This window comes from Pseudonocardia nigra, assembly GCF_019396355.1.
Lineage (GTDB): Bacteria > Actinomycetota > Actinomycetes > Mycobacteriales > Pseudonocardiaceae > Pseudonocardia > Pseudonocardia nigra.
The window spans coordinates 48,171-60,064 of the sequence record NZ_JAHKRK010000010.1 but is presented as its reverse complement, the minus strand read 5'-3'; the positions used below and the strand labels follow the sequence as shown (position 1 = coordinate 60,064).

The 11,894-nt window shown below is 72.7% G+C and carries 11 protein-coding genes; all 11 read left to right on the top strand.

What is annotated here, in order from left to right; all coding sequences use genetic code 11:
• The first annotated feature begins 91 nt into the window (after positions 1–91).
• The 11 genes from KME75_RS04675 (at position 92) to KME75_RS04625 (ending at position 11,817) form a co-directional block, all read left to right on the top strand.
• Positions 92–586: a MarR family winged helix-turn-helix transcriptional regulator gene (locus tag KME75_RS04675; RefSeq protein WP_308282553.1), complete on the top strand. Its 495-nt coding sequence runs from the start codon at positions 92–94 to the stop codon at positions 584–586.
• A gap of 259 nt (positions 587–845) precedes the next feature.
• Entirely contained in the window at positions 846–2,114 is a 1,269-nt protein-coding gene (locus tag KME75_RS04670; protein ID WP_219413275.1) for an FAD-dependent monooxygenase, read from the top strand.
• Between the two features lie 24 nt (positions 2,115–2,138).
• Complete coding sequence (locus tag KME75_RS04665; RefSeq protein ID WP_219413274.1) at positions 2,139–3,554, top strand: MFS transporter; 1,416 nt, start codon at positions 2,139–2,141, stop codon at positions 3,552–3,554.
• A gap of 4 nt (positions 3,555–3,558) precedes the next feature.
• The gene (locus KME75_RS04660) at positions 3,559–4,401 is read left to right on the top strand and encodes an FAD binding domain-containing protein (protein ID WP_219413273.1); all 843 of its coding nucleotides are present in this window, start codon (positions 3,559–3,561) and stop codon (positions 4,399–4,401) included.
• A complete protein-coding gene (locus tag KME75_RS04655) occupies positions 4,398–6,755 on the top strand; it encodes a xanthine dehydrogenase family protein molybdopterin-binding subunit (RefSeq protein ID WP_219413272.1) in 2,358 nt (785 codons plus the stop codon). Before KME75_RS04660 ends, KME75_RS04655 begins: the two co-directional genes overlap by 4 nt.
• Positions 6,752–7,264, top strand: coding sequence for a (2Fe-2S)-binding protein (locus KME75_RS04650; RefSeq protein ID WP_219413271.1), 513 nt, complete (start codon positions 6,752–6,754; stop codon positions 7,262–7,264). The genes KME75_RS04655 and KME75_RS04650 overlap by 4 nt, the downstream gene beginning before the upstream one ends.
• Positions 7,261–7,914, top strand: a complete 654-nt coding sequence (locus tag KME75_RS04645; protein WP_219413270.1) for an isochorismatase family protein — start codon at positions 7,261–7,263, stop codon at positions 7,912–7,914. Before KME75_RS04650 ends, KME75_RS04645 begins: the two co-directional genes overlap by 4 nt.
• Positions 7,911–8,801 (top strand): alpha/beta fold hydrolase, encoded by an 891-nt coding sequence (locus KME75_RS04640; protein WP_219413269.1) that lies wholly within the window; start codon positions 7,911–7,913, stop codon positions 8,799–8,801. Before KME75_RS04645 ends, KME75_RS04640 begins: the two co-directional genes overlap by 4 nt.
• A gap of 115 nt (positions 8,802–8,916) precedes the next feature.
• On the top strand, positions 8,917–10,059 hold the full coding sequence (gene ispG, locus KME75_RS04635) for a flavodoxin-dependent (E)-4-hydroxy-3-methylbut-2-enyl-diphosphate synthase (protein WP_219413268.1): 1,143 nt from the start codon (positions 8,917–8,919) through the stop codon (positions 10,057–10,059).
• 53 nt (positions 10,060–10,112) lie between these two features.
• The gene (locus tag KME75_RS04630; protein ID WP_219413267.1) at positions 10,113–10,946 is read left to right on the top strand and encodes a GNAT family N-acetyltransferase; all 834 of its coding nucleotides are present in this window, start codon (positions 10,113–10,115) and stop codon (positions 10,944–10,946) included.
• Between the two features lie 73 nt (positions 10,947–11,019).
• Positions 11,020–11,817: an SAM-dependent methyltransferase gene (locus tag KME75_RS04625; protein WP_219413266.1), complete on the top strand. Its 798-nt coding sequence runs from the start codon at positions 11,020–11,022 to the stop codon at positions 11,815–11,817.
• Positions 11,818–11,894 lie beyond the last annotated feature (77 nt).

The following is an 11,894-nucleotide window of genomic DNA, read 5'->3' as shown; positions in this document are numbered from 1 at the left end:
TGACAATCCCTTGTCGGTCCCTTCAGGTCAAGGGGGAGGGGCGCTGCCCCGGCCCGGCGGACACCGCGCACCCCGTGCTTAGCTGGGTGCCGTGACGAGCGGGGGACCGGCGGGACGTGCAGGAATCGACCCCTCGAAGGGCCTGCCTGCGCCACCTGCGCTCCTCGCCGCGCCTGGCTACGTCGCGCGCCGGCTGCACCAGGCCTACACCGCGGCCTGGGTGCGGCTGGTCGACCCGGTGCTGACCGGCCCGCAGTTCGCGGTGCTCACCGCCGTCGACGCCTATCCCGGGGCGGAGCAGGGGTCGCTCGCCTCGTCCGTCGCGCTGGACCGCTCCACGATGGCGAGCATCGTCCGACGGTTGGAGGACCGCGGGCTCATCACGCGGGAGCGGCCCGTCGAGGACGGCCGCAAGCGCCTGCTGCGCCTCACGCCGGAGGGTGAGGCGGTCCTGCGCGAGACCGACCGCCGGGCCCGCGACCTCGACCGGCTGCTCATGCTGGGGTACGACGGCGCGGAGCAGGCGGCGCTGTTGCGCAGGCTCACGGCGCTGTCGGAGCACTGGGAGAGCCTGGTCGAGGACTGAGGGCTCCGTTCGGCCTCGAGTCAGGCGGCTGATCAGGGGTTCTTCGGGCGCCGCCCGGGGGTGGCGTTCCCGACTGTTCGGTTTCTGACGCGTTACAGCTTGCGGAACCCCTTGCGTTCCTGGATCGTCAGTGTTCGGATCATCTCTGCCGGGTGCCGCTCGGGTATCCGGGAGCTGCGGAGGGTTCGCGGCGCACCCCGCCACGCCACCTGTCCACTCTGGACAGTGGATCCGAGATCGACGACGTCCGGGAGGAACAGTGCCGGCCAGCCAGTCCTACGCGGTCACCATCGCCGGTGGCGGCCTCGGTGGCCTCACCACCGCGCTCGCGCTGCGCAGGCGCGGACTGCGCACCACCGTCCTGGAGCAGGCTCCCCAGCTCGGCGAGGTGGGCGCGGGGATCCAGACCGCGCCCAACGCCAGCCGCGTCCTGCTGGGCCTGGGGCTGCGCAGGCAGCTCGAGGCCATCCACACCGAGCCGCAGGACCAGGTGCGCCGGCGCTGGCAGGACGGCAGCATCATCGCCACCCTTCCGCTGGGCGACCGGGTCAAGCGCGAGTTCAACGCGCCGTACTGGCATTACCGCCGGGCGGACCTGCACAAGGTGCTGCTCGATGCCTGCCTCGACCCGCAGGGCCCCGGCCCGGTCGTCGAGGTGCACACCGGCGCGCAGGTCGTGGACATCGACGTGGCCGACCCCGGCCGGCCGGTCGCGATCACCACCGACGGCAGGCGCTTCGACGGCGACGTGCTGGTCGGCGCCGACGGCGTCCGCTCCGCGGTCCGCGACGCCATGGGCCTGCCCGACACGCTCGCCTTCTCCGGGGAGATGGCCTACCGGGCCCTCATCCCCGGCGACAAGATCGCGGCCGACCCCGCGACCCGCTTCCTGATGGACCGATTCCACTCCACGATCTGGTACGGGCCGGACCGGCACCTCGTGCACTACCTGATCCGCGGCGGGGAGTACCTCAACGTCGTCGCGATCGTCCCGAACACCCTCGACATCGAGCGGACCTGGTCGGCCCCGGCCACCGCCGACGAGATGGTCGACGCCTTCCCCGGGTGGGACGACCGGGTGGCGGCGATGCTGTCCAAGGCCGAGGGCGACGCGTCGAAGTGGGCGATGTTCCGCCGGCACCGCGACCCGGTGTGGGTGGACGGCCACGTCGCACTGCTCGGCGACGCCTGCCACGCGATGCTGCCCTACCAGGCGCAGGGCGCGTCGCAGGCGATGGAGGACGCGGCCGTCCTCGCCGAGGAGCTGGGCGCGGTGACCCGCGACGGCATCGCGGGCGCCCTCACCCGGTACGTGGCCCGCCGCGCCACCCATGCCGGCATGGTCCAGGACGCGTCCCTGGAGAACATGCGCTTCTACCACCTGCCCGACGGCCCCGAGCAGCAGGAACGAGACCGGCAGCTGCGGGCGTTCAACGGCGAGTCCGACGTGTCCTACGACTGGCTGTGGCGCGGCACGCCGCGCGACGACGCCGACCTCGAGTCCTTCTCCTACCCGTTCGTGCGCTGACCCCTCCCCGGAACGGAGCCCGACATGCGTACAGGCGACCAGGTCGTCCAGGACCTCCCGTGGAAGTGGGGCGTCCAAGGCAAGATCTTCATCATCGGCGGGCTGGGCTACATGTTCGACGCCTGGGACGTCGCCCTCAACGGCTTCCTCACGCCGCTGCTCGGCACCGAGTTCGACCTCTCCACCGGTGAGCGCGGGCTCGTGGCCACGGCGAACCTCGTCGGCATGGCCGTGGGCGCGGTCGCCTGGGGCACGGTCGCGGACCGGGTGGGCCGCAAGAAGGCCTTCAGCCTCACTCTGATGATCTTCGCGTTGTTCTCCGTGCTGGGTGCGCTGTCGCCGAGCTGGGAGATCTTCCTGGTGCTGCGCTTCCTCGCCGGCGTCGGCCTCGGCGGCTGCATCCCGGTGGACTACGCGATCGTCAGCGAGTTCTCCCCGCGCAAGCAACGCGGCCGGGTGCTCGCGGCGATGGACGGCTGGTGGCCGATCGGCACGACCTTCGCCGGGCTGACCGCCACCATGCTCGTCCCGGTCACCGGCAACTGGCGCTGGATGCTGGCGCTGATGGTGCTGCCGGCGCTGCTGCTGTTCTGGGTGCGCCGTGGCGTGCCGGAGTCGCCGCTCTACCTGGCGCGCACCGGTCGCGAGGCCGAGGCCCGTGCCGTCATCGACGACATGGTGATGCGCACGGGCGCGGCGCCGGAGCCCTACGAGATCCCGACCGTGATCCCGGCGCCCGCCGCGTCCCGCAAGCGCGGGCTGGCCGCAGGCGTCGAGCAGCTGCGGCTGGTGTGGGCCTTCAACGCGAAGATCACCGGGGTGGCCTGGTCGCTGTTCATCTCCGTGATGGTCGTGTACTACGCCGCGCTGGCCTGGATGCCGTCGATCCTGCGGGCTCAGGGCATGGGTGAGGTGGCCGCGTTCGGCAGCACGACGGTGATGAACGCGGTCGGCATCCTGGGGGTGGTCACGGCGGTGCTGCTGGTCGAGGTGATCGGCCGCAAGTGGGTCATCGGGGTCGCCGCGGTGCTGTCGGCGGCGTCGCTGCTGGTGTTCTCGCTCGTGCTCGGCTCGCCGACCGCGGCCATCGTGATGATCGCCGTCTTCGGGTTCTTCGCGCTCGTGGTGATCCCGGTGATGTACGCCTACGTCTCGGAGCTGTACCCGACGGAGCTGCGGGCCAGCGGCTTCGGCTGGGCGTCGTCGTCGAGCCGAGCGGTCACCGGGTTCGTCCCGCTGATCTTTGGCAGCCTGCTGTGGCCGGTGCTCGGCCTGCCGCTGACGTTCGCGCTGATGGGCGTGGTCGTGGTCGCCGCGGTGATCTTCATGGCCGTCGCCGCACCCGAGACCCGCGGCCGCGAGCTCGACCACATCACCGGCGACGAGGAGGCCGTCGTGGTGACCCCCGGCCCGGCGTCCGACGCGGCTGTCCGAGGCTGAGCACATGAAGCCCGCCGCGTTCACCTACCACCGCGCCCGCACGATCGCGGGCGCGGTGGGGCTCCTCGCCGAGCTGGGGGACGACGCGAAGGTCATCGCGGGCGGCCAGAGCCTGGTCGCGATGATGAACTTCCGCCTCGCCCGGCCCGAGCACCTCATCGACATCGGCCGGATCACCGAGCTCGGCGCGATCCGCCACGACGGGGACACGCTGCGGATCGGGGCGCTCGTCACCCACCACGCCGTCGAGACCGCCGACCTCGGGCCCGGGTTCCGCGTCCTCTCCGACGCGATGCGCTGGGTCGGGCACCTGCCGATCCGCACCCGCGGCACGGTCGGCGGCAGCCTCGCGCACGCCGACGCCACCGCCGAGTGGTGCCTGCTCGCGATGCTGCTCGACGCGCAGATCGTGGCGGAGGGGCCGGGCGGGCGGCGGAGCATCCCGGCGGGGGAGTTCTTCCAGGGCGTGTTCACCACCGCGCTCGAGCCGGACGAGCTGATCGTCGAGGTGGTGTTCCCGCGGCCCGCGCCGCGGGCAGCGCTCACGGAGTACGCCGAGCGGCGCGGCGACTTCGCGATCGTGGCCGCGGCGGTGGACCTGGACGCCCCGCGCGTGGTGCTCGGCGGCGTCGCCCCCGTGCCGCTGCGGGTGCCGGCGGCCGAGGCCGTGCTGGCGGACGTCGTGAGTGGGAGTGGTCGCCCTGGCGATGTTCTGCACTCACGGGCGGCGGCAGCCGCGGCGGAGGCGATCGACCCCCGCGACGAGCCGGGGGCGAGCGCGCACTACCGCCGCGCGCTCACCCGCACGCTCGTCGCCCGAGCCTGCGAGGAGGCGGGCAGCCGATGACCGAAGCGCACTTCCGCCGGGACGGCGCCTGGATCGGCGCGTCCGTCCCGCGCCGCGAGGACCCGCGGCTGCTGGCCGGGCGGGGCCGGTTCGTCGACGACATCGTGCTGCCCGGGATGCTGCACGCCCAGTTCGTCCGCAGCACGGTGGCGCACGCCCGGATCGTTGCGGTCGACCTGGACGAGGTGCGCGCGGTGCCCGGCGTCGTCGCCGCCTTCTCGGCGGCCGATCTGGACCTCCGCGACATCACCGCGCTGCTCGACCGGCCGCCGCAGGAGTTCGTGCCCACCGCGATGCCGGTGCTCGCCCGCGACCGGGTCCGCTACGTCGGCGAGCCGGTCGCGATCGTCGTGGCCCGCGACCCGTACGCCGCCGAGGACGGGCTCGAGGCCGCCGTCGTCGAGTACGAGGAGCTGGACCCGGTCGTCTCCGACACCGCCGCTCTCGCCGAGGGCGCCCCGCTGGTGCACGCCGAGGCGCCACGCAACACGCTGGTGGACGTCTCGCTGTTCGCCACCGAGGGCATCGACGACGTCTTCGCCGAGGCGCCGTGCGTCGTCCGGGTGCGGACGAAGACCGGCCGGCAGAACGCGCTGCCGCTGGAGACCCGCGGCGTCGTCGCCTCCTTCGACGACCGCGACGAGCAGCTTCGGGTACAGACCGCCACACAGGTGCCGCACCAGGTGCGGACCGTGCTCGCCGGCTGCGTCGGGCTGGACGAGAAGCAGGTCCGGGTCACCGTCCCGGACATGGGCGGCGGGTTCGGGCAGAAGTGCGTGGTGGGGCGCGAGGAGATCGCGGCCGCCGCTGCCGCGCTGCGCCTGCGCCGCCCGGTGAAGTGGATCGAGGACCGCAAGGACGCGCTCACCGCGGCGTTCCTCGCCAGGGAGCAGCGCTACGACGTGCGCGCAGCGTTCGACGCCGAGGGCCGCATCCTCGCCCTCGACGCCGACGTCGTGTGCGACATGGGCGCCTATTCCTGCTACCCGTTCACGGCGGGCATCGAGCCGCTGATGGCCTCGGCGGAGATGCCGTCGGTGTACCGGGTGCCCGCCTACCGGGTGCGCGGCCGCGCCGTCACCACGAACAAGGCGCCCACCGCACCGTACCGAGGGGTGAGCCGCCCGCAGTACGTGATGGTCATGGAGCGGCTCATGGAGCGCGCCGCCCGCGAGCTGGGCATGGACGCCGTCGAGGTCCGGCGCCGCAACGTCATCACGGTGTTCCCCTACACCGGCGTCAACGGGATCACCTACGACCCGGGCTCCTACCGCGAGTCGCTCGACCTCTGCGAGCAGGTGGTGCGGGACGAGGGCTGGTACGACGTGCGCGACTCGGATCGGATCATCGGGATCGGCTACGCCTGCTTCTCCGAGCGCACCGGCTACGGCTCGTGCGCGTTCGCGCAGCGGAAGATGCAGGTGGTGCCCGGGTTCGACATCTCCGAGATCCGGATGGACACCTCGGGCACCGTCAGCGTCACCACCGGGACGATGAGCCACGGGCAGAGCCACGAGACGACGATGGCGCAGATCGTGGCCGACCGGCTCGGGCTCGACATCGCCCAGGTCAAGATCGTGCAGGGTGACACCGACCGGATCACCTACGGCTGGGGCTCGTTCGCCAGCCGCTCGATCACGATCGGCGGCAGCGCCGTCGCGGCGGCGTCGGTCCAGCTCGGGGAGCAGCTGCGGGAGATCGCGGCGCACCTGCTGGAGGCCGACGTCGACGCCTGCGAGCTGGACGGCGCGGGTGGGGTGCGGCTGCGGGACGACCCGGGTCGGCGGCTGTCGTTCGCCGAGCTCGCCGACGTCGCCTACCTGCGGGCGCACCTGCTGCCCAAGGGCGTCGGCCCGGGTCTGACGGCCACCGCGAGCTTCGACGTCGGCGGCGACGGCACGTTCTCCAACGCCACGCATGCGGCGGTCGTCGAGCTGGACCCGGGCACCGGGGGCGTCGAGATCCTGCGGTACGTGTGCGTGGAGGACTGCGGGGTGGCGATCCACCCGCAGGTCGTGGAGGGCCAGGCGCGCGGCGGCATCGCGCAGGGCATCGCCGGGGCCCTGTTCGAGCAGGTCACCTACGACGCCGCCGGGCAGCCGCAGGCGCCGAGCTTCATGGAGTACAAGGTGCCGACGGCCGCCGAGATCCCCGACGTCGCGATCCACCACCTGGAGACGCCGTGCGCGTTGACCGCGAACGGTGCCAAGGGCGCGGGGGAGGGCGGCACGATCGGCGCGCCCGCCGCCGTGCTCAACGCCGTGAACGACGCGCTGCGCGCCACCGGCGTCGAGCTGGACGACACCCCGATCGCGCGGGAGACCGTCCACCGAGCACTGGAGGGAATCTCATGACCGAGGTGCAGCTGATCGAGCTGACCGTCAACGGTGAGCGGCACGACCTCGCGATCGAGCCGCGCCGCACGCTCGTCGACGTGCTGCGCCACGACCTCGGCCTCACGGGCACGCACGTGGGCTGCGAGCACGGCATCTGCGGGGCGTGCACCGTGCTCGTCGACGGCGCGCCGATGCGGGCGTGCCTGATGTTCGCCGCGCAGGCCGAGGACGCCGACATCCGCACCGTCGAGTCGCTCGCCGCGCCCGACGGGACGCTCTCGGACCTGCAGCAGGCGTTCTCCGCCCACCACGGGCTGCAGTGCGGGTTCTGCACGCCCGGGTTCCTGATGCTCGCCGAGGGCTACCTCGCCGAGCGGCCGGAGGCGACGAAGGAGGAGATCCGCGAGGTGGTCGCGTCGAACCTGTGCCGGTGCACGGGCTACCAGACGATCGTCGAGGCCGTGGACGACTGCGCGACCCGCCGCCGCGCGGCGCTGCAGGAGCAGCTGGACAGGAGGAGTGCATGACCTCGCAGGACGCCGTGTACGAGCGGGCCGGGTTCGGGGCGCCGGTGCGCCGCGGGGCGCGGCCGGCGATCGTCGTCGTCGACCTGACGCACGGGTTCACCGACCCGGCCGCCCCGACCGGGGCCGACCTGTCGGCCGTGGTCGCGGCGACCACCGAGCTGATCGAGGCCGGGCGCCCCGCGGGCGTGCCCGTGGTGTTCACGGCGATCGCCTACACCCCGGCGGAGGCCGACGGGGACGCCGTCACCTGGCTGACCAAGGCGCCGGGCATGCGGGCGCTGCGCGAGGGCAGCCGGGCCGTCGCGGTGGACGACCGGCTGCCGGTCGACCCGCGCGATCACCTGATCACGAAGAAGGGCGCCTCGGCGTTCTTCGGGACCACGCTCGCCGCGCTGCTCGCCGGCCTGCGGGTGGACACCGTGCTCGTCTGCGGCGCCACCACCAGCGGGTGCGTGCGGGCCACCGCCGTCGACGCGGTGCAGAGCGGCTTCTCCGTGCTCGTGCCGAGGGAGTGCGTGGGCGACCGCGCGCAGGCGCCGCACGAGGCCAACCTGTTCGACATCCAGGCGAAGTACGGGGACGTGATCGAGCTGAACGACGCGCTCGGCTACCTGCGCGGGCTGATCGTGGCTGCGGAGGTGGCGCGGTGAGGGCCGTCCTGCAGTCCGCGCTGGCCGACCTCGCCGAGGTGCCCGCCGTGTCGCGCTGGGTGCGCTCGGGCGACCTGCGGTTGCACGTCCTCGACTACGGCGGCGACGGCGTGCCGCTCGTCGTGCTGCCCGGCATCACGAGCCCGGCGGTGACGATGGACTTCGTGGCGCGGGAGCTCACCGACCTCGTCCGGCCGATCGTCGTGGATGTGCGCGGCCGGGGGCTCTCCGACTCGGGCAAGTCGTACACGCTCGAGGACTACGCCGACGACACCGTCGCCGTGCTCGACGGGCTCGGCCTGGACCGGCCGCTGCTGCTCGGGCACTCGATGGGCGCCCGGATCGCGGCCGTCACCGCGGCACTGCTGAGTCACCGGTGGCTGTCCGCCTGCTCCGCGACGGCGTTCAGCCACCGGACATGCCTGGGCGTGCCGCTGCGGGGCACCGTGCTCGTCGACCCGCCGATGAGCGGGCCCGGGCGCGGGCCGTACCCGACCACGCTGGAGGCGTTCCTCGGCCAGGTGGAGCAGGCGCAGCGGGGCACCGACGCCGACGAGGTGGCCCGGTCGTGGCCGCGCTGGCCGCGGCGGGAGCAGGAGCTGCGGGCCCGCTGGCTGTCGAGCTGCGACGCGGAGGCGATCGCGGCCACCCACGCCGGTTTCGAGAGCGAGGACTTCTTCGCGACGTGGTCGCAGGTCCCTACCCCGACCGTGCTCGTGTACGGCGGGGAGAGCCCGGTCGTCACGGCCGAGGGGGCGGCGGAGGCGGCGGCCGCGAACCCGGGTGCACGCCTGGTCGAGGTCCCCGGCGCCGGGCACATGGTGTTCTGGGACGAAACGGCGGCGGCCCTGGACACGCTCCGCAAGATCCTCGCCCAGCTCAGTTGAGCGAACGGCACTTTCGCTCAATAGGTTTGTTCGAACGTGCCGTTCGCGCGATGCGGACGTGGTCTCGGGCACCGTCGGCGGCGGGACCGGTCGGGTGCGGGGGATACTGGGGGTCGTGAGCGTCTCCCTGGGCATGCCCGCACCTCCCGCCCCGACCCTGGCCCCGCGCCGGAAGACCCGGCAGCTGCAGGTCGGCCCGGTCGGCGTCGGCAGCGACCACCCGATCTCGGTGCAGTCGATGACCACCACCCTCACCGCCGACGTCAACGCCACGCTGCAGCAGATCGCCGAGCTCACGGCGTCGGGTTGCGACATCGTGCGCGTCGCCTGCCCCAGCCAGGACGACGCCGATGCGCTTCCCGCGATCGCGCGGAAGTCGCAGATCCCCGTGATTGCCGACATCCACTTCCAGCCCAAGTACGTGTTCGCCGCGATCGAGGCCGGCTGTGCCGCCGTCCGCGTGAACCCGGGCAACATCCGCAAGTTCGACGACCAGGTCAAGGAGATCGCGGCCGCGGCGAAGGACCACGGCACGCCGATCCGGATCGGCGTCAACGCCGGGTCGCTGGACAAGCGGCTGCTGGAGAAGCACGGCAAGGCAACCCCGGAGGCGCTGGTCGAGTCGGCGCTGTGGGAGGCGAGCCTGTTCGCCGAGCACGACTTCCACGACATCAAGATCTCGGTCAAGCACAACGACCCCGTCGTCATGATCCGGGCCTACGAACTGCTCGCCGAGGCCTGCGACTACCCGCTGCACCTCGGCGTCACCGAGGCCGGCCCGGCGTTCCAGGGCACGATCAAGTCGGCCGTCGCGTTCGGCGCGCTGCTGCGCCAGGGCATCGGCGACACCATTCGCGTCTCGCTCTCCGCGCCGCCGGTCCAGGAGATCAAGGTCGGCACGCAGATCCTGCAGTCGCTCAACCTCCGCCCGCGCAAGCTGGAGATCGTCTCCTGCCCGTCCTGCGGCCGGGCCCAGGTCGATGTCTACAAGCTCGCCGACGAGGTCACCGCCGGGCTCACCGGCATGGAGGTGCCGCTGCGGGTGGCCGTCATGGGCTGCGTCGTCAACGGCCCCGGTGAGGCCCGCGAGGCCGACCTCGGGGTCGCCTCCGGCAACGGCAAGGGCCAGATCTTCGTCAAGGGCGAGGTCATCAAGACCGTCCCCGAGCACGCCATCGTCGAGACCCTGATCGAGGAGGCGATGAAGATCGCCGAGACGATGGAGGCCGAGGGCGAGCCGCAGGTGACGGTGGGCTGACCGGCACCCATCCTGTCGTGTGCACCGGGGCGGCGGTCTGGCATCGTGATGGGGTGCTTCGTGTCGCCGGAGCGCGGCTCCTCGACGACCGGGACCGCGTGGGGGTACGAGCGGTGCTGGAGAGCGATCCGGTGGCCGCCTGCATGGTCGCCGCGCGCGTCGACGTGGCGGGCCTGGACCCGTGGCGGCTCGGAGGCGAGCTGTGGGGTGTGGGCTCCCGCCTCGACGGGCTGTGCTTCTCCGGCGCCAACCTGGTGCCGTTGCGCGGTGACCGCGCTGCGCTGCGCAGCTTCGCCGATCGAGCCCGCCGGCAGGGGCGCACCTGCTCGTCCCTGGTGGGACGTGCGGAGCTGGTACTGCCCCTGTGGGACGACCTCGCCCCGTTCTGGGCGCCGGCCCGCGAGGTGCGCGCCGACCAGCCGCTGATGGTGCTGGCCGGGGCGCCCGCGGTCGCCCCCGACCCGTACGTGCGCGCGGTGCGCCCGGCCGAGCTGGACCGCTACCTGCCGGCGGCCATCGCCATGTTCACCGAGGAGGTGGGCATCGACCCGCGCGCGGGCGACGGCGGCGTCGGCTACCGGGCCCGGGTCGCCGAGCTCGTCGCGGCCGGGCGGGCGTTCGCGCGGTTCGAGAACGGCGAGGTCGTGTTCAAGGCCGAGATCGGGGCGCTGTCGGCGCAGGTCGGGCAGATCCAAGGCGTGTGGGTGCACCCGGAGCGCCGCGGCCACGGGCTGGGCACCGCGGGCACCGCCGCCGTGTCCGAGCGGCTCGCCGCGATGGGGCGGGTCGCGAGCCTGTACGTCAACGGCTTCAACCACTCCGCCCGATCGGCCTACGACCGGGTGGGCTTCACGCAGATCGGCAGTTTTGCGACCGTTTTGTTCTGAACCGGTGGGCACGGGACGCACTAGGTTGGGTGAACGCACACGCACTCACCCGAACGGCAGGAGCTCGCGCACCGTGACGCAGGAACAGTCGACGCCCGCGATCGACATCACCGTGGCCCACTCCCCGCGGATCTGGAACTACTGGCTCGGCGGGAAGGACAACTACGAGGTCGACCGGCAGGTCGGCGACGACTTCCGGAACATGTTCCCGCCGATCGTCGACATCGCCCGGTCCTCCCGGGCCTTCCTGAAGCGGGCGGTGCAACACCTGGCGGGCGAGGCCGGGGTGCGCCAGTTCCTCGACATCGGCACCGGGCTGCCGACGGTCGAGAACACCCACCAGGTGGCCCAGGGGGTGGCTCCCGAGGCGCGCATCGTCTACGTCGACAACGACCCGGTGGTGCTGGCGCACGCGCGCGTGCTGCTGCAGGGCACGCCGGAGGGCTTCACCACCTACATCGACGCCGACCTGTCGGACACCGCCCGGATCCTCGAGCGCGCTGCGGCGAGTCTCGACTTCGACCGGCCGATCGCGCTCATGCTCATGAACATCCTCGGCCACGTCCCCGACTTCGACGACGCCAAAGCGATCGTCTCCCGGCTGGTCGAGGCGCTGCCGTCGGACAGCTACCTGGTCGTCGCGGACGGCACGATCGACAACGGACCGTTCGATGCCGCCATCGACATGTGGAACCAGGCGGGGTCGCTGCCCTACATCCTCCGCACCCCGGAGCAGATCGGGCAGTACTTCGACGGCCTCGAGCTGCTCGAACCCGGCGTGGTCTCGTGCCCGTTCTGGCGGCCGGCCGCGACCGACATCGGCGTGGCCTCCCATGTGGACGAGTACGGTGCGGTGGGCCGCAAGCCCTGAGCCCGGACGGCCCGGCGCGAGCCGGACCGCGCACGCGCCGCGCCCGTCCGCCTGGCAGGAATGCGCTCTTCTGGCCG

What these genes read in the sequence shown, in the direction of transcription:
- KME75_RS04665 (WP_219413274.1), top strand. Translation starts at nt 2,139, where the DNA reads ATGCGTACAGGCGACCAGGTCGTCCAGGACCTCCCGTGGAAGTGGGGC.
- KME75_RS04660 (WP_219413273.1), top strand. Translation starts at nt 3,559, where the DNA reads ATGAAGCCCGCCGCGTTCACCTACCACCGCGCCCGCACGATCGCGGGC.
- KME75_RS04655 (WP_219413272.1), top strand. Translation starts at nt 4,398, where the DNA reads ATGACCGAAGCGCACTTCCGCCGGGACGGCGCCTGGATCGGCGCGTCC.
- KME75_RS04650 (WP_219413271.1), top strand. Translation starts at nt 6,752, where the DNA reads ATGACCGAGGTGCAGCTGATCGAGCTGACCGTCAACGGTGAGCGGCAC.
- KME75_RS04645 (WP_219413270.1), top strand. Translation starts at nt 7,261, where the DNA reads ATGACCTCGCAGGACGCCGTGTACGAGCGGGCCGGGTTCGGGGCGCCG.